The organism is Aeromonas sp. R7-1 (assembly GCF_040908115.1).
GTDB lineage: Bacteria > Pseudomonadota > Gammaproteobacteria > Enterobacterales > Aeromonadaceae > Aeromonas > Aeromonas caviae.
Genome location: NZ_JBFODD010000038.1, coordinates 59,475 through 80,508, shown reverse-complemented (window position 1 = coordinate 80,508; position 21,034 = coordinate 59,475). Strand labels below are relative to the sequence as shown.

Annotated in this window: 21 protein-coding genes and 1 pseudogene; 11 read left to right on the top strand and 11 right to left on the bottom strand. The window is 58.1% G+C overall.

The window, feature by feature from the left end; genetic code table 11:
• Positions 1–3 precede the first annotated feature (3 nt).
• Positions 4–161, top strand: a pseudogene (locus AB5Y51_RS09645) (transcriptional regulator); the annotation flags it as partial.
• A 10-nt stretch (positions 162–171) separates the two neighbouring features.
• On the opposite strand, the gene AB5Y51_RS09640 reads toward AB5Y51_RS09645, so the two are convergent.
• From AB5Y51_RS09640 to AB5Y51_RS09590, 11 genes are all read right to left on the bottom strand, one after another.
• The gene (locus AB5Y51_RS09640) at positions 172–771 is read right to left on the bottom strand and encodes a DUF6680 family protein (RefSeq protein ID WP_368178347.1); all 600 of its coding nucleotides are present in this window, start codon (positions 769–771) and stop codon (positions 172–174) included.
• Positions 772–863: 92 nt separating this feature from the next.
• On the bottom strand, positions 864–1,256 hold the full coding sequence (locus AB5Y51_RS09635) for a DUF4160 domain-containing protein (RefSeq protein WP_368178346.1): 393 nt from the start codon (positions 1,254–1,256) through the stop codon (positions 864–866).
• 204 nt (positions 1,257–1,460) lie between these two features.
• On the bottom strand, positions 1,461–3,722 hold the full coding sequence (locus AB5Y51_RS09630) for a replication endonuclease (protein ID WP_368178345.1): 2,262 nt from the start codon (positions 3,720–3,722) through the stop codon (positions 1,461–1,463).
• Positions 3,719–3,976: a hypothetical protein gene (locus tag AB5Y51_RS09625; protein ID WP_201997606.1), complete on the bottom strand. Its 258-nt coding sequence runs from the start codon at positions 3,974–3,976 to the stop codon at positions 3,719–3,721. Before AB5Y51_RS09625 ends, AB5Y51_RS09630 begins: the two co-directional genes overlap by 4 nt.
• The gene (locus tag AB5Y51_RS09620) at positions 3,973–4,212 is read right to left on the bottom strand and encodes a hypothetical protein (protein ID WP_223950028.1); all 240 of its coding nucleotides are present in this window, start codon (positions 4,210–4,212) and stop codon (positions 3,973–3,975) included. Before AB5Y51_RS09620 ends, AB5Y51_RS09625 begins: the two co-directional genes overlap by 4 nt.
• Positions 4,213–4,612: 400 nt before the next feature.
• The gene (locus AB5Y51_RS09615; protein ID WP_368178344.1) at positions 4,613–4,873 is read right to left on the bottom strand and encodes a helix-turn-helix domain-containing protein; all 261 of its coding nucleotides are present in this window, start codon (positions 4,871–4,873) and stop codon (positions 4,613–4,615) included.
• 2 nt (positions 4,874–4,875) lie between these two features.
• Positions 4,876–5,064: a hypothetical protein gene (locus AB5Y51_RS09610; RefSeq protein ID WP_048207736.1), complete on the bottom strand. Its 189-nt coding sequence runs from the start codon at positions 5,062–5,064 to the stop codon at positions 4,876–4,878.
• A 65-nt stretch (positions 5,065–5,129) separates the two neighbouring features.
• The gene (locus AB5Y51_RS09605; protein ID WP_368178343.1) at positions 5,130–5,582 is read right to left on the bottom strand and encodes a hypothetical protein; all 453 of its coding nucleotides are present in this window, start codon (positions 5,580–5,582) and stop codon (positions 5,130–5,132) included.
• Positions 5,583–5,595: 13 nt separating this feature from the next.
• Entirely contained in the window at positions 5,596–6,105 is a 510-nt protein-coding gene (locus AB5Y51_RS09600) for a phage regulatory CII family protein (protein ID WP_060389451.1), read from the bottom strand.
• 37 nt (positions 6,106–6,142) lie between these two features.
• Positions 6,143–6,412 carry a DNA-binding protein gene (locus AB5Y51_RS09595; protein WP_103260159.1) on the bottom strand — a complete coding sequence of 90 codons (270 nt, stop codon included), beginning with the start codon at positions 6,410–6,412 and terminating at the stop codon, positions 6,143–6,145.
• A 21-nt stretch (positions 6,413–6,433) separates the two neighbouring features.
• Positions 6,434–6,631 (bottom strand): Cro/CI family transcriptional regulator, encoded by a 198-nt coding sequence (locus AB5Y51_RS09590; protein ID WP_048207733.1) that lies wholly within the window; start codon positions 6,629–6,631, stop codon positions 6,434–6,436.
• Positions 6,632–6,753: 122 nt separating this feature from the next.
• Between AB5Y51_RS09590 and AB5Y51_RS09585 the strand changes: the two genes are divergently transcribed.
• The 10 genes from AB5Y51_RS09585 to cobB all read left to right on the top strand — a co-directional run bounded on the left by AB5Y51_RS09585 (position 6,754) and on the right by cobB (position 21,022).
• Entirely contained in the window at positions 6,754–7,449 is a 696-nt protein-coding gene (locus AB5Y51_RS09585; RefSeq protein WP_103260158.1) for a LexA family transcriptional regulator, read from the top strand.
• A gap of 131 nt (positions 7,450–7,580) precedes the next feature.
• Positions 7,581–8,888, top strand: coding sequence for a hypothetical protein (locus tag AB5Y51_RS09580; RefSeq protein WP_368178342.1), 1,308 nt, complete (start codon positions 7,581–7,583; stop codon positions 8,886–8,888).
• Positions 8,889–9,262: 374 nt separating this feature from the next.
• Positions 9,263–10,249, top strand: coding sequence for a tyrosine-type recombinase/integrase (locus AB5Y51_RS09575; RefSeq protein WP_368178341.1), 987 nt, complete (start codon positions 9,263–9,265; stop codon positions 10,247–10,249).
• A gap of 398 nt (positions 10,250–10,647) precedes the next feature.
• Positions 10,648–11,631, top strand: coding sequence for a phenylalanine--tRNA ligase subunit alpha (gene pheS / locus AB5Y51_RS09570; RefSeq protein WP_041215128.1), 984 nt, complete (start codon positions 10,648–10,650; stop codon positions 11,629–11,631).
• A 12-nt stretch (positions 11,632–11,643) separates the two neighbouring features.
• Entirely contained in the window at positions 11,644–14,031 is a 2,388-nt protein-coding gene (gene pheT / locus AB5Y51_RS09565) for a phenylalanine--tRNA ligase subunit beta (RefSeq protein ID WP_368178340.1), read from the top strand.
• Between the two features lie 3 nt (positions 14,032–14,034).
• A complete protein-coding gene (gene ihfA / locus AB5Y51_RS09560; RefSeq protein ID WP_005300715.1) occupies positions 14,035–14,331 on the top strand; it encodes an integration host factor subunit alpha in 297 nt (98 codons plus the stop codon).
• Between the two features lie 54 nt (positions 14,332–14,385).
• A complete protein-coding gene (locus AB5Y51_RS09555) occupies positions 14,386–18,309 on the top strand; it encodes a transporter substrate-binding domain-containing protein (RefSeq protein ID WP_368178387.1) in 3,924 nt (1,307 codons plus the stop codon).
• A gap of 1 nt (position 18,310) precedes the next feature.
• Entirely contained in the window at positions 18,311–19,561 is a 1,251-nt protein-coding gene (locus AB5Y51_RS09550) for a response regulator (RefSeq protein ID WP_323881406.1), read from the top strand.
• Entirely contained in the window at positions 19,562–20,176 is a 615-nt protein-coding gene (locus AB5Y51_RS09545; protein WP_368178339.1) for an N-acetyltransferase family protein, read from the top strand. It abuts the gene before it with no gap.
• A 72-nt stretch (positions 20,177–20,248) separates the two neighbouring features.
• Positions 20,249–21,022: a Sir2 family NAD+-dependent deacetylase gene (gene cobB / locus AB5Y51_RS09540; RefSeq protein ID WP_368178338.1), complete on the top strand. Its 774-nt coding sequence runs from the start codon at positions 20,249–20,251 to the stop codon at positions 21,020–21,022.
• The last annotated feature ends 12 nt before the right edge of the window (positions 21,023–21,034 follow it).

Below are 21,034 nucleotides of genomic sequence, written 5' to 3'. Positions count from 1 at the left end.
CACGATTTAGAGTGTGGTCATCGCTGGGTGGCCAGTCTGTCGTTTACCCACACCTTAAGCCCCTCTCAGCCAAGACCACCAACCAGCTGATATTGAGCCTGATGGGGTTGCTCAGGCCAGAGGGGCTGCAGTTGGTATTGATAGGACTGGGGGCACAATAGCGCCCTCATTTCATCTCGATGGTGGGTTTTCAGGTGTTTGCTGTACCTCGGAGGCATTGAGATTTACAACATACATTGGTAAAGGGCGGCCTTTGTTTACAACTTGGTCGAGGCCGTCAAGGATGGCTAGCTGTGTATTTTCAAGATTCCCATGAGCAATTGGACGATAACAGTCTCTTTGAAGCTGGACTTTGTCATAGTCATAGTTCAAACACTGTGCAATTGTGTAAAGCATATTTGTAAATAGCTCGTCTGATTTCTTTGCCCAAAGGTCAAGCGACTCATACTCATTTTTTTGATTTAGATGGCTGTTGTAGCTTTTCCAACTGTGAGTCACTGCCTGCTCATGAGATGTTTGATAACGAGTTCGAATGAGAGGCAACATTCGGCCATAAAACTCTATATCAATCATATTTAGAGCTTTCACATGGTCACGGTTGAGGCGTTCGGCTCTGGTAGACATCAGGGTTTGGAAGAGAGACATTCTGCGTGTTCTCTTCTCTTGGAGAGCCTCTATGAATTTTTGAGCTTGTACGGCAAGAATTGGTCCTATAACTACTGCAATTGTCATAACTACATCTTTGGAATCCATGTTTATGGTGTCGAGCACGTAAATACTCCTTAATGGTTCATGACGCTTTGCTCACCGTTGAATAGTGCGCACAACGAGTAATTTAACCGAGATGGAAATTTGTTAACCGATCATAGGCCCAGATTACTTATCATCTTTTCAGCACCAACCGAGTTGTCCTTCTCATTCAATTCTATCCATATTTTATTAAGTTCATCTTTTTTTGGGGTAAGGATGGCAAGAAGCTGCTTTTGGGTTTTTCTATCAATATTTCCCGCTAGTACTGAAAAGTCGTTAAGACTGATTGAAACATCAATTTTATCGGAGTGAGTTATATGGATATGTGGTACGTTATGGCTCACATTCTCTTTTCTGATTTCTACTCTAATTTTATCCTTCCGCATAAGTAGAAACTCTGGAACGAACCGGTTACCAAAACGCTCTCGCTTTCGTTCTGCCTGCGCCCTTTCTTCTCCTCGATATATTTCATCACACAACTTAAGTAGAAAACCTTCAATGCTCATATATTCTCCGGCTAACAGTTATTAATTATATGAAGGGTGGTATTAATCCATTTATGTAAACATCTATACAACACAGTATCACATCTGTAATCGTCACAAAAAATTCACTTTAAAATCAGAATATTACTAACATACATCAATTGTCTAGACGTATTCGCCCGACCATCCATTATTTGTGATGGACGGTTATTTTGCCGTTCATGCCTACCCCTCGCTGTAGTTATCCTGCTCTTGCAGCCACTGCGGCGCATCCAGCCCTTCCAGTACCCGCCCCATTTCTGACTGATAGGGCTCAGGCAGCATCTCGATCCAGCGGTACGCCCCGGTGTGGCCTTGTGCTTGGTAGACCTTGCCGCACAGCTCAACCAGCATCGGCCAGTCCGGATCGTCTTCCGGTACCGAGTATTCATCCGGCTGGTCCTGTTCGGTTGGCGGTTGGCAATCTGCTATCCAATCCGGCTCGCTTGGGTGCGCTCGGCTCGACTGTACCTGTCCGTTCTCCAGCCAAAGAGTGTAACCGTCTGACCTGACACTTCCCCCAGCCCGCAAACGCTCGATGGAGAAGGGCGATAACCCCCATTGTTCCCTCATGATCTGGTCTGTGAAGGCATCAGGATCCGGGAGCGTACAGTTATTGTCAGAGCTCCAAGGTGCCGGGCTGTCGCCCGTCTTAACCCCAATCCCCCAAGCAGAACCCTCGGCGGCCTTGGTGGCCTCGAAGGTACCGGCAGGCACCACTTCCCACCCGGTCAAACGGGTGCGTACACCCAGGCGGGCGGTGTGCAGGCCCATCAGGCGCTTGATGTCTTCGCCGTAAGCGTTGGCCTGCTCCTCGATGAGGTGGGCCAACTTGATGGGGTGTTCGGCCCTGGTCGCCAGGGCGCCGCCCATGGCCTGCAGGTAGCAGCGGAAGATGCCGTTATCCGCGGCAAAGCGGGCGGCCTCAAAGCGCGGGTCTTGCAGCACGGGCTTGGGTGGGCCCACCAGATCGCCGTGCTTCTTGGCGTTGCTGATGCGGCGCAGTTCGCGCCAGACCCCGACAGGGGCGCCGCCGATCTGCTGAAAGGTGCGGATCCCCCACCAACTGGCCCAAGCGCATGCATGCTGGGCCCCTTGATCAGCCGGGGTATCAGACTCCTGATCACCATCCACATGCTCACCGTCGATGTTCTTGGCAATATAGGCGGCGATGTAGCCGGTGGCATCGCCCTTGGCCGGGTCTATCTCTTTCCAGTCAAAGCGTGGAGTGATGTCTGTGAAGGGCGGGCGCCCCTGGATATCGCGCACCAACTCCTGATGATCATCGGTGAGGGCATAACGTTGCAGGGTGCTGATCACCCGCCATTTGTTGGCAGGGCGCATAAAGAGCAGCATGTGCCAGTGCGGGGTGCCATCGTGATGTGGTTCGCACACCCGAAAGCCGTAGACGGGGGTATCTGCCCGCTTGAGAGCTGCCCGGGTCAGGCTCCATAGCTTGGCCAGATAGGCGCAGGTTTCCCGCGGCGTTGCCCCTTCATAGCGTTTGTTCTCTACGGTCTTGCCGTCGTGTTTCTGTGTCCAGGCATGAAAGCGGGAAGGTGCCGTCCAGGTGAAGAAGACCCCCACATGCCCTTGCTCTTCGGCGTAATCCTCAAAGCCGCGCATCCGCACCATCATCTCGTTGCGGCGGTTGACCGGGTTGGCGTTGCTGGCCTCCCAACAATCCTTCATCGAGATCACCAGGTCATGCTGGGTGTTCATCACTTCCGACTCGGCCAACCAGCGCATCATGGCGCGCTTGCGCTCGCGCACCACCTTCATGGTGGCGTTCGACACATACGCCGATACCCCCTTGCGCACCTTGCCGAGCACGATGTTGATGTGCTCCTGCAGTCGGTCCCAGATGCGGTTGATCCGCTTTTCCCACCACTTGGCAGAGAGCAGGCGCACCATCACGCTCAGGATCCAGTTATCACGCACCTCCTCGGTTTTAAATTCGGGCAACTCCCCAATAAAGTCCCACTGGTCGGCAGGCTGGCGGATGGCTTCCCAGGTCAATAGCAGATCCGGCTCATCGCCGGCTTTGATGCCCTGCTCGATGTTGTGCCAGATGGCAGCCGTCTGGTTGGCAAACTGATGCGCCACTCGCTTGCGGCTCTCTTCATCGCGCAGCGCCTGCGGGTCCACTGGCAGGGCCTGGATAAGGCTGCGCACCAACTTGGTCCGCTCGCGAAGCCAGATATTGGCATTGCGGGCATGGCGGGTGCTGCCATCCTTGCGGCGGCGTACGTACTGCTTGAACAGGGTCAGGCTGAGCTGGGGGGAGAGGCCATCGAGAACTTGCACGGCCCACGCCAGATCAGATTGGCCGGGTACGCCAACGAAAGCGGCGTCAAGATTGACGCCGGGCAGAGCATTGGAAAGGGTATCGATGCGCTGCCGCAGTGTCCTTTTCGACAGCGGCAGCCGGGTGGTTGTTCGACTCATTGGATGGCGGTACCAGATAACAAGCTGATGCGGGATTGGCAGCCCTGGATGCGCTGCTGCGCATGGGCTTTCATGCGGCGGGCTGCCGCACACTGGCGCAGCAGTAGCGTGATACTGGCCCGGGGTCGGGCAGGCAGCCGGCGCGCATTGGCCAGCTCCCGTTGATAAAGACGCAGCCGAGCTGCGTCTTCCCGATAGGTCTCTTGCCAGCGGTGCATCAGGCTGGTCAGCTCCTGTTGCAGGTGATGGGTCACTGGATCACCTCACCTTGTCCGTGCAGCGGGGCGCACTCGCGCCACCAGTCGCCAATCTCCCGGGCCAGGGCGGTTTCACCCTGACCCAACGCCAGCCAATAGACGGATCGCACGGCCCCGAGTGCCAGCAGCTCCCGGGCGATGTCTCTATCCCCCCGGGCTTCACCACCGGCGGCGATAAACTCGGCGCGGGCTGCCAGCCAGTGAGTGACCAGCGGGCCATGAGTCGGGGCCATGGCTGGCCCCTCTTCGTCATCGTCCTCACCGCTGTCGTCATCCAGCAGGGCAGCCGGATTGCAGGTAGCGACCAATTGGAGCTGGATGTATTGCTGGCCGGAGTAAATCCCGCCCAGGGCGATGCGGTTATCTTCGGCATTGGCTGCGAGCATGTCGGCCAGCAGCCCTTCGACGAGCTTGGGGGCCTGACGGGCAATCTTGATGGCGTCGCTCATGGGCAGGCCCTCCGGTTCAAGGTGACAAAGAGCTGGTGCCAGCCTTGGCTGGTTTTGCCCTGGGCACGCAGGTTGCGCCCTTCGGACCCGCGCAAACGCACACGGGTTAATCTGGCGAAGTTAAGGGGCAGTTCTGCCGCCCGGGCCAGTGCCTCCTGTTCTGATATGTGATGAAAGATCCGGTTCATGCCTGCACCTCCGGCGTGGCGATGCCGGTCAGCAGCCAGTCGCAGTGATGTTTCAGATCCGGGTGATTGGCGATCAGCAGGAACAGGCCTCCGCCAATCTCGCGGTATCCCAGCTCATAGTTCTTGAGCGTGGTGGGCGGAATGCCGAGCTGATCGGCAAACTTGGGGCGGCTCATTTTCAACTGCTCCCGCAACTGGCGCAGGCGCTTGGCCGCATGGTGGTTGAGCAGGTTGATCTGGGTTGGTTGTGTGTGCATGGTCAGGCTCCTTGTGAAAGAGTGCAGGGATTGATGCGGCTGAACAGAGAAGCCCAAGCCAGTGCGGTGGTGCGTTCCATAAGCGCAATCCCGTCAGGGTGTTGGCTAAGACGGGTGCCATAGCGGCCCGTCAGCTTGCGTTGCTGGATGCGAAGGTTGCGCAGGGCGCAGGGGATCGCTAAAGTTGCCATGTCGACTTCCTCATACGTTGTTGATAGAGGCCCGCTTGGAGTTGCAGCTCCGTTATGCGGGCTTTTTACTGCCCGATTGGGCGCGGGCCTTGCCCGGTCATCTGGCTTGCCGCCAGCACGGCGCGCTTCAAGCGAAGCTTTGCCGCTCTCTCTTTCTTCTCCCTCTCGATATCCCCGATGGATCTGGTGTTCAGTGCCGGATGCCAGACCTTGCTGTCACAACCGCCGTGAAAGGCTTTCTGATACTCCAGCGCGATCACCGCCAGCCTGATCGCCTCACGCTGTGCATGGGGTAGGGCTGACAGGGGGGCTGTCATCAGTTCGCCCCGCGGCTGGCGGGCAATGGCACAGATGGCCGCTTTCTTGGTCTGGCTCAGTGCCAGCCAGTCGGTATCCAGACTTGAGCGTGTCTTGCTGAACAGCTCGCGCAACAGCAGGCAGCCGGCGGTGTTCATGGCGATCTGTTCGGTGGGCGTTAGGCCCGCCAAATTGCGTTGTTCATGTTCGATGCGTTGCATGGTGGTTTCCCCTTCACATGGTCGCGGCCTGCATCAGGATGTCTGATGCGCAGGCCAGGGCGGGCACCGCCTGAAAGCGGGCCTCGATGTCGTGGATCAAGATGGCGAGCGATCCCATTGCCGAGGTGGCCACGCTCACCAGGGTGTTGCGCTCCGAGCGGGTGATCCGGCCGCGGTCGGTCAGCTCCAGCGCGCGTTGGCCAATGCTGGCAATCTTGGCGTTCAGATCGATGGCCTGATGGGGCAGGGAAGGGGCCCGTTCTGCCTGGGGAATGGCAACGGCCGTCAAGCCACAGCCAAACAGGGCGCCATCGAACAGGGTTTCATCGCCCTCACTCGCCTGGGTGATGGCAATCAGCTCGGCCACTGTCAGTTCATGGGGCTGATCGGGGTTTAACTTGTTGCGCAGGAGCTGCGGATTCATGCCAGCCCGCTGGGCTATCTCGGCCATGTTGTGACTGGCGGCAAAGCGTTGGCAGGCGCTGATCCAGTGCGGATGTTTGCTGGCGTATTCGGTAAACATGCGAGCGTCTCCTTGACCCGTTATGGTGTTGGCAGATTCACGCGAGCGTCATGGTGACGTAGCGCTCGGCCTGATAACGGGCCTGCAGGAACAGGGCGTAAAGGTTGACCTCGCGAGGTGCGCCCGGGCCGTCTTGCAAGATGGGCAACTGGCCGCGGTCGGCGCGCTTTTTAACGGCCCCAATCGTTAAGCCCTGACGCTTGGCGTACTCCTCCAGGCTTTCGCTGACGCGATTGCCAAAGGGGTAATCAAGCGGCAACTGGCTCACATCGCTGGGGATACGGATGGGTTTGATTCGAGTAACCATGGTGAATCCTTCTCAGGGGGTTCAAACACAGGGGGTGGGTTGTTGCGGGGTGCTGTGCGCGCCGGCTTTCAATTTGCCGCCGGTCAGCACCTCGATCTGGTAGGCACGGCCTTGTGGAACATGGTCACGCCATTGAGAAATGGCTTGTGGCTTACAGCCCAGCGCTTGGGCCAATTTTGCAGCCCCACCAAAGTGGTCAATTGCATCTTGTTTCTTCATTTTCATCACCTTGTAAGGTTTACTTTCGAAAGCAAATGTAAAGCTAGGTGAATCAAGATTGCAAGGAAAAACTTACAAAAAAGACAAGAAATCCTACGAAAGCAACTTGTAAGATTGCTTACATGAAAATAAATGAACGCATCAAACAGACACGGAAGAGACTCGGATATAGCCAAGAAATTCTCGGCTCACGAGTCGGTGTATCACGCGTTTCCATCAGTCAATGGGAGCGGGGAGAGAACACGCCTAATGGTCGCTATCTCAATGAGTTAGCTGCTGCGTTGGGGGTCACTGTTGACTGGCTCTTGACGGGGGAGGGGGATGCTCCTGCGTCATCAGGAGAGCAGCAAGTCGCCGGATATCACAACGTCGAACCGGCCGTGATCCCGCAAGGTACGCGCGTGCCTGTGCTGAGCTATGTTCAAGCCGGCCACTGGCACGAGATGTGTGAACAGGCCACGGCCTTCGATGGCAACGTCGAGTATGTGACGGCGGGGGTGGATGTCGGCCCTTGTGGTTTTGGCCTCTGGTTGCGTGGCCAGTCGATGGAACCCTTCTTTAAAGAAGGCGACCTCATCATCGTTGACCCCGACGAAGCGCCCCAACCAGGGGATTTCGTCGTGGCCAGGAACGGCAGCGAAGAAGCCACCTTCAAGAAGTACCGGCCCCGCGGCATCGACGAGAGCGGGCAAGAGGTGTTTGAACTGGTCCCCCTCAATGACGATTTTCCCACCATGCACTCCGACCGGCAGCACATCCAGATCATTGGCGTGATGGTAGAACACAGATCATATAGAAAAAGACAGACAGGGCGCTAATGCGCCCTGTTTGTCATGGGTATGAGTAGGCTTATGCCAAGTGAAAAATAGTAACTCATGATTTGCATTATTAAATAAATCATTGAATTCTATAAAATAAGACTGAATAAGTATTTTTAGGAATGCTAAATATGTCAGAAGATATTCTTATGCTGGTTAGGTATGACGTAATTTCATTATTGAGGTTACATAGTAAGAGAAGTAATAAAGATGATACCACAATAGATAGAAGAATACTGCATAGTATAAGGCAAAAAACCCTTTCAATAGTTGATTTTGGTGTTGAAAATATAATTGAGCTATTAGTCGATAGCAATAGATCTAGCTCCAGAAATGTTCTGTCATCAGGTCGTGTTCGTCAAGAATCTATCTTTTTTCTGCTTGTTGAGTCCTCAGCGTCTTTTAGGAAAATATTAGGGCAACTTACCGAGCGTATAAAGGATTTAATTCATGAAAACACCATTGAAACTGAGGTTCCTCAGAAAACCATTCAAAATAGATTGGTAGGCTTACCACTTGACATAATTTATTCGTATATACACTGGTATGATTCTTTATTAGACGTTTTTCTCTCAAAAGAGATAGGAAGCGATGCTCTGGAACGTCATATAGCCATGCTATATAAGTTTAATGATGACATTAAAAATTCAGAACATAGAGCTAATGTTAATTATGTAATGACAGAGGTTAGTACAGAGACGAGCGATCTTCTAGCTAAAATGAAAAGTGATATTACGTCATTTATTAACCAAACATTAGTTTCAGTCTCCGAGAAATTATCTGAAAACTCGACAGAGGCTAGTCTAAAAATTTCTGAGTTTAAAGAGCTTATTACTGAGTTTAAAGATGTCAGGAGAAAGCAGTCTGAGTATTTAAAAGATATTCATCTAGTTCATGAGTACTGCGAAACCAGAAAAAAGAATATTGATTCTGTATTTGTTGCTGCTAATCGAGAAGGGATGGCAAAGTCTTTTTTGACAATGGCAGAAGGGTTAAAAAAACCTATGGTTGCATGGGCATCTGTTTTTGTTTTTTCATTGGTGGCAATTACTTTTTCAGGTTTTTTCATTGAAAAAGAGTTTTCTCAAGTAAAGGATTTAAATGAACTTTGGGTAGCTATTATATTTAAACTTATGATAGTTACACCTTTGGTTTGGTTAGCGTGGTTTTCGGGGCGACAATATAGTCACACAAGTAAACTAAGGCAAGATTATTCTTATAAATGTGCGGTAGCTATGGCATATCAGGGGTATAAGGAAGAGACTACTGATTCAGGGACAGATATGCATGGTAAATTACTTGTCAACATTGTCGAACACTTTTCTGATAACCCAGTTAGACTTTATGACAAACAAGACTCTTCTAGTCCATTAGAAGAAATATTAAAGAAAATCCCTCAGGAAAAGCTGTCTGAAATAATAAAGTCAATTAAAGGATAAGGTTCGGAAAAAGTAACTTTTGGGCCACGTTATCAATTGTGATGAGGGCGGAAGAGGGCATCCATCACAACGCTATCATTGGCAACGAATCTATCGGCAAAACGGTGCATAATATTCACTGCCGCCACCTATTATGCGCCGTAGCAAGCTGTAGCTGAACAGCTACCAAGGAACTCACCGCATAATGTTTGTCCATTCTTGCTCTCATAAGTATGCATGGTCCCCAGTTAAACACTGCTAACCACCACCAAATGCTGTATAAAAGTACAGGTTTTTGATGGAGGTGTGATAACAGTGAGAGTGTGGTGGTTGGTTACTGTGTCGATGTGTAGGCCTCGGGGATGGATGAGTGCCCTCCTATATAAGGAGGGGCGATGAGTATCAAGTCCACGCCCGAGGGGTATCTGGTCGATATCCGTCCGCAGGGGAGGGAAGGCAAGCGGATCCGCAAGCGCTTCAAGACCAAGTCCGAGGCCCAGCAGTTCGAGCGTTGGGTGATCGCCACCGAGCACAACAAAGAGTGGGTGGATCGCCCGGCAGACAACCGGCCGCTCTCCGAGCTGATCGAACTCTGGTGGCGATACCATGGCCAGACCCTGAAAGCAGGGGAGGCGGTGCGCAAGAAACTCCACAATATCGATGCCGCGTTGCGCCACCCGTTGGCAAGACAGGTGACCCGGGCACTGTTCTCCGAGTATCGGGCGCAGCGACTCCACGCTGGCCGCCAACCCAAGACGGTGAACCGCGAGCAGGAGATGCTGGGCGGGGTGTTCTCGGTGCTCACCGATCTCGGCCATTACCATCATGAGCACCCGCTCAAAGAGATGAAGAAGGTCAAACTGGTCGAGCGGTCGATGGGCTACCTGACCCAGGACGAGATCGGCGACGTGCTGGCGGCGCTATCTGGGGATAACCTGAAAGTGGTCAAACTCTGCCTGGCCACGGGAGCGCGCTGGAGCGAGGCGGCCAATCTGCGCCGCGAGGAGGTGCTGGCCAACCGGGTGACCTACATCAACACCAAGAATGGCAAGAACCGCACCGTGCCGATCTCTGCCGAACTGTGCCAAGAGATAACGAACGGGGTGAACCGGGGCCCGCTGTTCCGTGACCTTGACTATCTGCTGGTGCGGGACGTGCTCAAGACTGTGGCGCCGGATCTGCCAGCAGGGCAGGCGGTGCATGTCTTCAGGCACACTTTTGCATCACACTTCATGATGTCCGGGGGCAACATCCTTGCGCTGCAAAAAATTCTGGGCCATCACAACATCCAGCAGACGATGACCTATGCCCACTTTGCACCGGACTATCTGAGCGATGCGGTGCGCTTCAACCCGCTGGAAAACCCGCTCCCAGCCGCATGATGAAGTGTCCACAAATTGCCCCAAACAGGGTCGCCACGGGGCTTTTGATGTACCCTCTTGTCGTTCGTAACTCATTGATATTTATCTAAGTTGTTGTTTTCATTAGACATGAAAAGGGGGCTCAGGCCTCCTTTTTTGTTGCTAATTTTTGAGCGTTGGCAGGTAGCATGCCACGTTCATGAATGCTTTATCCTTCCATATGCCAACAAACTAGAACAAACGACGCTTGTCTCAATCCTGTTGCACCTGGCTTGTGGCTTTCTCCATATAACAAAATGATTTGCAGGGAGAAAAGCCCGTCATAACTATGGTCAGCCAAGGGGCTTTTTTTGTATTATTCCCCTCTTGACCTTATTTAGCCTAAAGGCTCCTGTTCCGGGAGTGGTGACGAGGAAGACATGCAACAGCTTGAAGAAGTAGTCGGCCAGGCCAAGGCCGAAATTGAGGGCGTAAGCGACATCGCCGCCCTCGACGAAATCCGGGTCAAATATCTGGGTAAAAAGGGCTTTTTTACCGAGCAGATGAAGGGCCTGGGCGCCCTGTCCGCTGAAGAGCGTCCCGCCGCGGGCGCCGTGATCAACCAGGCCAAACAGCAGGTTCAGGATGCCCTGAACGCGCGTCGTGAAGCCCTCGAAGTCGCCGTGCTGAACCAGAAGCTGGCCGCCGAGACCATCGACGTCAGCCTGCCGGGCCGCCGCATCGAGAATGGCGGTCTGCACCCGGTGACCCGTACCATCGAGCGCATCGAGCGCCTGTTTGGCGAGATGGGCTTCAAGGTTGCCCGTGGTCCCGAGATTGAAGATGGCTTCCACAACTTCGATGCGCTGAATATCCCGGCTCACCACCCGGCGCGTACCGATCACGACACCTTCTACTTCAATCCTGATCTGATGCTGCGTACCCACACCTCCGGTGTGCAGATCCGCACAATGGAACATCAGCAGCCGCCGATCCGCATCATCGCGCCGGGCCGCGTCTATCGTAACGACTACGACATGACCCACACCCCGATGTTCCACCAGGTCGAAGGCCTGCTGGTCGACGAGCATGCCAGCTTCACCGAGCTGAAAGGCATCCTGCACGACTTCCTGCGCAACTACTTCGAGGAAGACTTGACCATTCGCTTCCGTCCTTCCTATTTCCCGTTCACCGAGCCGAGCGCCGAAGTGGACGTGATGGGCAAGAACGGCAAGTGGCTGGAAGTGCTGGGCTGCGGCATGGTGCACCCGAACGTGCTGCGTTCGGTCGGCATCGATCCGGAAAAATACTCCGGCTTTGCCTTCGGCATGGGCGTTGAGCGCCTGACCATGCTGCGTTACGGGGTCAACGACCTGCGTGCCTTCTTCGAAAACGACCTGCGCTTCCTCAAGCAGTTCAAGTAAGGGCGAGAGAACATGAAATTCAGTAAATCCTGGGTGATGGAGTGGGTCCGCACCGAGTTGAGTGACAATGCACTGGCCGAGCAGATCACCATGGCCGGTCTGGAAGTGGACGCCGTGGAAGCGGTGGCCGGCCAGTTCAACAATGTGGTGGTGGGTGAAGTGGTCGAGTGCGCCCAGCACCCGGACGCCGACAAGCTGCGGGTGACCAAGGTCAACGTGGGCGAGGCCGAGCTGCTGGACATCGTCTGCGGTGCGCCGAACTGCCGCCAAGGCCTGAAAGTGTGCGTGGCCAAGGTCGGGGCGACCCTGCCGGGTGATTTCACCATCAAGAAAGCCAAGCTGCGCGGCCAGCCGTCCCACGGCATGCTCTGTTCCTTCAGCGAGCTGGGCATCGACGTCGAGGCTGATGGCATCATCGAGCTGCCGCTGGATGCCCCCATCGGGACCGATATCCGTGAATACCTCGCGCTCAACGACGTCAGCATCGATGTGGATCTGACCCCGAACCGTGCCGATTGCCTCGGCATCGCGGGTCTGGCCCGTGAAATCGGCGTGCTCAACAGCGTGGACGTGGTCGAGCCGACCTGGGCGCCGGCTGCTGCCACCTGTGATGCCACCTTCCCGATCCGGGTTGAAGCGCCGGCGGATTGCCCCCGTTATCTCGGTCGTGTCATCAAGGGGCTGAACCTGCACGCCCAGAGCCCGCTCTGGATGCAGGAGAAGCTGCGCCGTGGCGGCATCCGCTCCATCGACGCCATCGTCGACATCACCAACTACCTGCTGCTGGAATACGGCCAGCCGATGCACGCCTTCGACCTGGCGACGCTTGAAGGGGAACTGGTGGTGCGCCGCGCCCGTGCCGACGAGCCCATGACTCTGCTCGATGGCAACGAGGTGAAGCTCAAAGAGACCACGCTCGTGATTGCCGACGCCAAAGGCCCTGCCTGCATGGCCGGCATCTTCGGCGGCGATCGCACCGGTGTCTCCGAGACCACCACCGACATCCTGCTGGAGTGCGCCTTCTTCGCGCCGCTCTCCATCACCGGCCGTGCCCGTGCCTACGGTCTGCATACCGATTCTTCCCACCGCTTCGAGCGCGGGGTGGATCCCGAGCTGCAGGCCAAGGTGATGGATCGTGCCACCCGTCTGCTGCTGGACATCTGCGGTGGTGAAGCGGGTCCGGTCATCGAAGTCAAATCCGATACCCATCTGCCCAAGGCTGCCCCCATCAAGCTGCGTCGCACCAAGCTCGACAAGGTGATCGGCATCAGCGTGGCGGATGCGCAGGTGGTCGAAATTCTGACTCGTCTGGGCATGCAGGTAACCGTGGATACTGACGGCTGGACCGCGCTGGCTCCCTCCTGGCGTTTCGACATCGCCATCGAGGAAGACCTCATCGAGGAAGTGGCCCGTATCTACGGCTACAACAACATCCCGAACCTCAAACCCGCCGCATCCCTCGCGATGGTAGAGCAGGCAGAAGGGCAGGTAACCTTGAAGCGCGTGCGCGACCTGCTGGTTGACCGCGGTTTCCAGGAAGCGATCACCTACAGCTTCGTTGATCCCAAGGCTCAGCAGACCCTGTTCCCGCAGAGCGATGCCATCGTGCTGCCGAACCCGATCTCCGTCGAGATGTCCGCCATGCGCGTCTCTCTGTTCCCGGGTCTGGTGCAGGCGGTGGTCTACAACCAGAACCGTCAGCAGCCGCGCGTGCGCCTGTTCGAGCAGGGCCTGCGTTTCATCAAGGACGAGAATGCCGAGAACGGCATCCGTCAGGAGCCCATGCTGGCCGGCATCATCACCGGCAACCAGGGGGACGAGCACTGGGATGTCAAGGCCCGTCCCGTCGACTTCTTCGATCTGAAGGGTGACCTGGAAGCGGTACTGGATCTGACTGCAGAAGGGGCTACCTTCACCTTCGAGCGCACCGAGCACAGTGCCCTGCATCCGGGCCAGAGCGCAGCCATTCTGCGCAATGGCGTCGTGATCGGCCACATCGGCGTGATCCATCCGAGCCTCGAGAAGAAGCTGGGGCTCAAGAGCCGCGCTGTCATGTTCGAGCTGGAGCTGGACAAACTGACGCCGGCCAAGGTGCCGGTTGCTGCCGAAGTATCCAAGTTCCCGGCCAACCGTCGCGACATCGCCGTGGTGGTTGACAGACAGATCCTGGCAGGCGACGTTCTGGCAGTAATTAAAAAAGTTGGCGGAAATCAGTTAGTTGGAATAAACTTGTTCGACGTATACCAGGGCGCTGGTATGGCAGAGGACAAGAAGAGCCTGGCCATCAGCCTGGTGTTGCAAGACACCCAGCGCACCCTGGAGGAGAAAGAGATCGCCGAGACCGTGGACAATGTCGTGCGGGCCCTCGGTGAAGAGTTGAATGCATCCTTGAGGGATTGATCTATGGCGCTTACCAAAGCCGACATTGCAGAGCACCTGTTCACCCAGCTCGGGATGAGCAAGCGTGAAGCCAAAGATATGGTGGAAGCCTTCTTTGAGGAGATCAGACAGGCGCTCGAGCGTGGCGAACAGGTCAAGATTTCCGGCTTCGGTAACTTCGATCTTCGCGAGAAGAACCAGCGTCCCGGACGCAACCCCAAGACGGGGGAGGATATACCCATCAGCGCCCGTCGCGTGGTGACTTTCCGGCCCGGCCAGAAGCTCAAGGCCAGGGTAGAAAATGTTGAACCCAACGAGTGACAAAAAGCCAGGCAATCGCCTGGCTTTTCCATTCCGATGATAAAAATCCTTCTGTTGTCCGGCGCGCTGCTGGCTTTGCCACTGCGTGCCGCCATACTCCCGCTGTCACCGGATGCCCAGGCTTATGCCGATTCGCTCACCGGACTGACCTTCTGTTACCCGGCCCTGCAACGTCCTCCCTATCTGGAGGCGGAGGGGGGCCTGCTTATAGATCGCATGACGCGGTTGGCAGAGCTGTTGCCGGTACCGGTGCATGTCGAGAAGCGGCCGAGCTGGGCTGCTGTGACGCAGGATCTGCTGAACGGGCGCTGCGATCTCATTCCTCACGTCGGGTCTGCCCGGTCGAACTCGAGCGATACCGTCCTGAGCCGCGCCATGCTGGAAGCGGAGTCTGCCATCCTCTATCGGGGTGAGCTCGATCAGGCGCAGTTTCTGGTGTCACCCATCTGGCAGGCCCAGGAGACCCTGAAGCGTCTCTATCCTGGTTCATCCCTGCAACTGCTGACCGATGCCGAGAACTGGTATGGTGCCCTGGTGGCCGGCAAGGGCAGCGCCTATCTCGGTGATTATCTGCAACTGCGCTACCTGATGCGGGAGTACCCGGATGAAGGGCTGCGGCTTCGCCGTCTTCGCAGCGACGATCTGGTCATCAGCTACCGGCTGATGATGCGCAACCAGCCCGAGTTGCTGGAGCTGGTGGATACGGCCATCCGCTATTTGCCGCCGGGCAGTCTCTACCGGGATCTGGGCAAGTATCTGCCTCAGGGTGAGCAGGATGTGAATCCCCTGCATTTTACCGACAAGGAGCAGGCCTGGCTGGTCGGCAAGGCCCACACCATCAAGATGGTGGCGGATCCCGGTTTCATGCCATACAGCGGCGTCAACCAGCAGGGAGAGCTCATTGGCTGGAGTGCGGACGTTTTGAGGGAAGTGAGTCGGCAGACGGGACTGCGCTTCGAGCTGGTGCCCGCCGCCAGCCGGGAGGAGGCGTTGGCATTGCTGCGCAGTGGCGATGCCGCCATGATGGTCGGACTGATGGAGTCCGCCGCCTTGAACAAGGAGTTCGACTTCACCAGGATGGTGGCGACCAGCCGCTATGCCCTGGTCAGTCGCAGCAAGAGGGGGCCTGTCTCCCTCGCGGACGTCAGTGGCAAGGTGGTGGTCCCGAGAATGCTCTATGATCCCGGCCTGCTTGCCCGGTTCGGCCAGCATGAGTGGGAGGTGACCGACAACCTGCTGCAGGGATTGGCGGCGGTGCGGCATGGGGATGCCCAGGCCATGCTGGCGGAGTTGTACCAGCTCCAATATCCCATTCGAAACAACCAGTTGAGCGAGCTGACCATCACCGAATTGCCGGAGCGTTTCGGCCTCGGTTTTGCCATCCGGCCGGAACAGACCAGCCTGGCAGGGGTGCTGGATCAGAGCCTGATGACCCTCAATGATCGGCAGGTGGACGATCTGGTGCAACGCTGGCGCCGCCTGGTGGTGAACCAGCAGGAGGGCGTCAGCTACGGTTTCTGGCTCGGCTCCGTGTTGCTGGCACTGCTGATCAGCATGGCGGTGATCTGGTCAGTCTGGCGATCCCGCCAGCAACTGGCCCAGGAGGCCCGCGAGCGTCACAAGGTAGAGCAGGCGCTGGCGCTGGAAAGCAAGTTCAGGGAGTCTCTCTTCCAGGCGCTCCCCGTTCCCGTGTTCTTGCGCAATGACAAGGGGGAGGTGATCAAGCGCAACAAGCGGGCCAAGCGCATGGAGGCGCGCTACGCCGCCGATCTGGTGCTGCCCGCGCCACAGTTGCAGGGCGCCGAAGGGGAGCTGGCGCTGCACGAGCAGGTCTACTCCTATGCCCAGATCCCCTTGCGACTGGGGCCCCAGGCACCGGCAGGGGATCTTATCGCCCTCTCCGACATCAGCGCTCTGCGCGAGCGTACCCGCCTGCTGCGTCAGGCGGAGCGGCGCCTGCGCGCCCTCACCAATACGGTGCCCGGTGTGGTGTTGCAATTCACCCTGCTGGGGGGAGCCATCACCCGGGTGGAGTTTGTGAGCCGGGGCAGTCACGAGCTGCTGGGGCTGGCGAGCCAGCAGATCCGGGTCAATCCCAACGAGACCTTGACCCGCATCTCCCATCAGGACAGGCGCGAGATGCGAGCCCCCATGCTGGCCATGCTGCAAGCCGGACGACCGTTCTCCCATCTGCTGCGCTATCAGCACCCCGCCAAGGGAACCCGCTGGCTGCAATTTTCCGGCAGGGGGCGCCGTCAGGGAGAGGGGTGGCGGATCTACGGGGTGGTGCAGGATGTGACGGCCAGGGTGGAGCAGGAGCACTCCCTGCAACTTTCCCACGAGCAGGCCCAGCAGGCCGTGCTTGCCAAGGGGCGCTTTCTGGCCGCCGTGAGCCACGAGATCCGCACCCCCATGAACGCCATGCTCGGCCTGCTGGAGTGGCTCGAGCAGACCGAACTCAATGCAGAGCAGGCCTCGGTTCTGGCCCATGTCAGGCAGGCGGGCAATGAACTGCTCGGACTGCTCAACGACGTGCTCGACTTCAGCCGCAACGAGACGCGTCAGTTGCGCCTCTCCGTGCAGCCCACGGATCTGGTGGAGCTGTGCGAGCATGTGGCGGCGGTGCACTGGTCCAAGGCGCGATCCCGCCATCTGCAACTGCGCCTGGCGCTCGACCCGGCGCTGCCCGCCTTGATGGAACTCGATCCCCACCGGGTGCAACAGGTGCTGCACAATCTGCTCTCCAACGCCATCAAGTTCAGCGAGCGGGGAGAGGTGGTACTCTGGGCCCGGCGTCAAGGGGAGTGGATTTTGTGCGGGGTGGATGACGAGGGGCCCGGGATCAGTGCCGAGCTGTTGCCCCGGTTGTTCCAGCCCTTTGAGCAAGGGGAGGAGCCTGGCCAGCCCAGAGCCCAGGGGACCGGGCTTGGGCTGGCCATCTGCCGCCAGCTGATGGAACAGATGGGGGGCGAGATCCGGGTCGAACCTCTGGCTCGCGGGGGCAGCCGTTTCCTCTGTTCCTTGCCCCTCAGACATGCGCAGGAGAAGGCGCCCTGGCAACCGCGCGTCAAGACGGTCTCACTGCAACTGTTGCCCGGGGAACTTGAATATATGCGGGCCTGGCTCGCAGCGTTTGGCGTGGCCGAGGACCCGGCTGCACCTTGCCTTGGGGCCATGCAGGACGATGGGGGCTTGCGCGCCTGGTACTGGCAGGGGGAACCCTGGATCCCGGGCTCCGTGGTCAGCCTGCTGCAACCCAGACTCGTCCGTGGCGCCGAGGAGATCACGGACCTGCCGGGGGCAGGCAGGCGGGTGCTGCTGGTGGAAGATCATGAGGTGAACAGAATGCTGATCAGCATGCAGCTGGGTCAGCTGGGTGCCCGGGTATTGAGTGCGGCCAATGGCCGTCTGGCACTGGACATCCTGCAATCGGAGTCGGTGGATCTGGTGCTGACGGACCTGCAGATGCCGGTGATGGACGGCGCCGAGCTCTGCAGGCAATTGCACGCCGATGAACGCTGGCAGCATCTGCCCGTCTACGTCATCACCGCCGATCTCAGCGAGCAGGCGGCGCAGCGACTGGCGGAGTGCGGCTGTCAGGGCCATCTGGACAAACCCGTCTTGCTCAGGGATCTGGCCGTACTGCTTCGTACCGTCTTTGGCCCCCATGACGGGGGGAAGGCACCGCAGCCAACGGCAGCCCTTTCCCTGCCCGTGTCCCTCAGCCCGGCCCTCGTTGACATCTATCTGGCATCGGTTCACCAGGATCTGGCCGACATTGAGCGGTGTGTCACACAAGGGGACGAGAAGGCCCTCAATACGGCTTTACACAAGATGAAGGGGGCCGCCAAAATGGTGGGGGCTACCCCCCTGGTAGAGGTGATCGACCGTTGGCAGGAGGCCCCCGGACATCCCCTTGGAGCCGCCTTGAGGCAGTGCGTGGAAGAGGTCTGCCGACAACTGGGCGAGAGAGCATGACATGATCATCACAGATGAAGAGTTGATGGCCTTGCTGGAGTCTGATGACAGCCAGGAGCCAACGTTTTACCCGGTCAGCGTCTATGCCCTGGACGCCGTCTCCCATCAGGCGGTCAAGGGGGCGGGCCTGCCGGCCTATGCCAATCTGCACCGCACCCGACCCGATGCCGGCTGGCAATGGGAAGGGCTGTTTGCCGCCGGGGCCATCGCCCTGTTTGATCCTGCCTCTCATCAGGGGGCCGACTATCTGCCTCATCTGCTGGCTCCCGGGGAGGGGATCTATCGCCTCAGCGACCCCTGGCTCGAGGGGTTGCAGGCACGGGAACAGGGGTGGCGTGCCTGGCTTGCCCAGTGCCAGATCCTGCTGCTCGAAGATCACCCCTTCCAGGGAGCCTGCATTCAGCAGGAGATCCAGGGACTGGGGTTGCCCTGCCACTGGGTTCAGGATGGCGAAGGGTGCCTCAAGGCGCTGGAAGAGGGGGGCGTGAGATTGCTTATCTGTGATCTCAGCCTGGCGGAGCAGGATGCCATCAGCCTGCTGATGAGCCATCCCCAGTATCGCCACAGCGGTCTGCCCATCATCCTGCTCTCCGCTCATGATCAGACCCTGATAGACGGCGCCCGGCGTCTCCTGCACGATGCGGGTTTCAACGTGCTGGCCGCCCTGGCCAAGCCGCTGCAAAGCGACGATCTGCTGCGTCTGCTCAAGATGCTCTATCTTGGCCCCCAGCGTCAGCGCAGGCTGGGCGGGCTCAAGCGCACCGTGCGTAGCTGGCAGGGAGAGGCGAGAGGACAGCTTGGGCTGCTGGCAGATGCGGCCTCCTGCACGCTGCCGATCTGGCTGAGCCTGAGCGGCCTTTCCCCTCACTGGGAGCCGCTCAAGCTCTGGCTCGAGCAGCATGGACGAGAAGCAAGCGAGCTCACCCTGGTCATCCATCGACGGGATCACCTGCTGAGCCAGGCGGACCGTTTCGCCCTGGTGCTGCAGGCGAGCCTCGCGGGGGCCAGACTCGCGCTGCTGCTCGATCATGCCCAGCACCTGCCGTTTGATCTCATCGAGCGTCTGCCGTTGCAATCCCTGCTGCTCGGGCAACACCTGCTGCCCGAGCTGGAGGCGATGGCGGCCGACTCCTTGCTGGCCCGCTTCATCCAGCGTTCCCGGGAGCTTGGCATCGCGCTCTACCTCGACGACCCCTTCAACCTGCAGGATGCCACCCAGTGGCAGGATCGCGGCGTGGCAGGGCGCTGGTGAATGGCTCGCTATCTTTGCTGGCCGCTCGATGAGACGCGCTTGTGGCAGGGGATGACGGGTTGGACGGCTCCCGCCTCACGGGCAGCCCTGCCGATGACGATGGTGGTGGGGGGGCTGACTTGCCGCTTGCAGGAGCTGGCGGGCAGCGACCCGGAGCGAATAAGCGCGGCCTATGACGCCCTGAGCGAGCAGAGCGTCTATTTGCGCTTCATGCGGGCCAAGCAACCAGCGACGACCGAGCAGATCGCCTTCTTTCTCGACTACCCCAGAGAACCCCAGATAGGATTGCTGCTGACCGACGAGCAGGGGGCGCCGCTTGCCATGGCCCAGTCCGTGCGCCGGCGCCTGCACCCGGACAGGGCAGAGTTCTCCTGCATCGTCGCGGATCATTTTCAGCATCGCGGCGCCGGGCGTCGCATCCTGCTGGCGCTTGCGCGGCTGGCATACGGGGAGGGGATCCGGGAGTGGACGGCGGAAGTGCTCGGCCAGAATCGCCCCATGCTGGCCCTGCTCAAGGGGCTCGGGTTGCCGCTTACCCTGGTGACGGGACGGGAGATGGTCTTTGCCAGGCTGGATCTCGCGCCCATGGCGAGCTTTGTGCTTCCATCGGCCTAAGACCAAGGGCGAATGGGCCGCCTCTTGCTCCTGTGCTAAGGTCAGCCTGTTACCCGTTGGAGGAGAACAACCATGGTGCAGTCAGCCAAACATATCGTGATCCTCACCGGTGCCGGCATCTCGGCCGAATCCGGTATCAAGACCTTCCGGGCCTGTGATGGCCTGTGGGAAGAGCACAGGGTGGAGGACGTGGCCACCCCTGAAGGCTATGCGCGGGATCCCGAACTGGTACAACGTTTCTACAATACGCGGCGCCATCAGTTGCAGCGCGCCGAGATCCACCCCAATCCGGCCCACTATGCATTGGCCCGTCTGGAGCGCCTGCTGCCGGGGCGCGTCACCCTGGTCACCCAGAACATCGACAACCTGCACGAGAGTGCCGGCAGCAAGAACCTCATCCACATGCACGGCGAGTTGCTCAAGGCTCGCTGCCCGGGCTCGGGTCAGGTGATCGAGTGGCGCGGGGATCTCCATCAGGAAGAGCTGTGTTCCTGCTGCCAGTTTCCCCACCCGCTGCGCCCCCATGTGGTCTGGTTCGGGGAGATGCCCCTCGGGCTTGACCGCATCTACTCGGCCCTGGCCCAGTGCGATCTCTTCATCTCCATCGGGACCTCCGGGGCGGTCTACCCTGCCGCCGGATTCGTCCATGAGGCCGGCCTGAACGGTGCCCATACGGTGGAGCTCAATCTGGAGCCGAGCGAAGTGGGCAGCCAGTTCGATGAAAAACGTTATGGTCCGGCTTCCTTGCTGGTGCCCGCTTTTGTAGATGAACTCCTGCAAAGTTGCGGAGTGCATCAGCCTCTCTCCGTCGAGGGCCATAACTGGATGGAGATGCGGGGCCCCTAATTATTGATTTTT

What these genes read in the sequence shown, in the direction of transcription:
- AB5Y51_RS09635 (WP_368178346.1), bottom strand. Translation starts at nt 1,256, where the DNA reads ATGAGCATTGAAGGTTTTCTACTTAAGTTGTGTGATGAAATATATCGA.
- AB5Y51_RS09630 (WP_368178345.1), bottom strand. Translation starts at nt 3,722, where the DNA reads ATGAGTCGAACAACCACCCGGCTGCCGCTGTCGAAAAGGACACTGCGG.
- AB5Y51_RS09620 (WP_223950028.1), bottom strand. Translation starts at nt 4,212, where the DNA reads ATGGCCCCGACTCATGGCCCGCTGGTCACTCACTGGCTGGCAGCCCGC.
- AB5Y51_RS09615 (WP_368178344.1), bottom strand. Translation starts at nt 4,873, where the DNA reads ATGCACACACAACCAACCCAGATCAACCTGCTCAACCACCATGCGGCC.
- AB5Y51_RS09610 (WP_048207736.1), bottom strand. Translation starts at nt 5,064, where the DNA reads ATGGCAACTTTAGCGATCCCCTGCGCCCTGCGCAACCTTCGCATCCAG.
- AB5Y51_RS09605 (WP_368178343.1), bottom strand. Translation starts at nt 5,582, where the DNA reads ATGCAACGCATCGAACATGAACAACGCAATTTGGCGGGCCTAACGCCC.
- AB5Y51_RS09600 (WP_060389451.1), bottom strand. Translation starts at nt 6,105, where the DNA reads ATGTTTACCGAATACGCCAGCAAACATCCGCACTGGATCAGCGCCTGC.
- AB5Y51_RS09595 (WP_103260159.1), bottom strand. Translation starts at nt 6,412, where the DNA reads ATGGTTACTCGAATCAAACCCATCCGTATCCCCAGCGATGTGAGCCAG.
- AB5Y51_RS09590 (WP_048207733.1), bottom strand. Translation starts at nt 6,631, where the DNA reads ATGAAGAAACAAGATGCAATTGACCACTTTGGTGGGGCTGCAAAATTG.
- AB5Y51_RS09585 (WP_103260158.1), top strand. Translation starts at nt 6,754, where the DNA reads ATGAAAATAAATGAACGCATCAAACAGACACGGAAGAGACTCGGATAT.
- AB5Y51_RS09580 (WP_368178342.1), top strand. Translation starts at nt 7,581, where the DNA reads ATGTCAGAAGATATTCTTATGCTGGTTAGGTATGACGTAATTTCATTA.
- AB5Y51_RS09575 (WP_368178341.1), top strand. Translation starts at nt 9,263, where the DNA reads ATGAGTATCAAGTCCACGCCCGAGGGGTATCTGGTCGATATCCGTCCG.
- pheS (WP_041215128.1), top strand. Translation starts at nt 10,648, where the DNA reads ATGCAACAGCTTGAAGAAGTAGTCGGCCAGGCCAAGGCCGAAATTGAG.
- pheT (WP_368178340.1), top strand. Translation starts at nt 11,644, where the DNA reads ATGAAATTCAGTAAATCCTGGGTGATGGAGTGGGTCCGCACCGAGTTG.
- ihfA (WP_005300715.1), top strand. Translation starts at nt 14,035, where the DNA reads ATGGCGCTTACCAAAGCCGACATTGCAGAGCACCTGTTCACCCAGCTC.
- AB5Y51_RS09550 (WP_323881406.1), top strand. Translation starts at nt 18,311, where the DNA reads ATGATCATCACAGATGAAGAGTTGATGGCCTTGCTGGAGTCTGATGAC.
- AB5Y51_RS09545 (WP_368178339.1), top strand. Translation starts at nt 19,562, where the DNA reads ATGGCTCGCTATCTTTGCTGGCCGCTCGATGAGACGCGCTTGTGGCAG.
- cobB (WP_368178338.1), top strand. Translation starts at nt 20,249, where the DNA reads ATGGTGCAGTCAGCCAAACATATCGTGATCCTCACCGGTGCCGGCATC.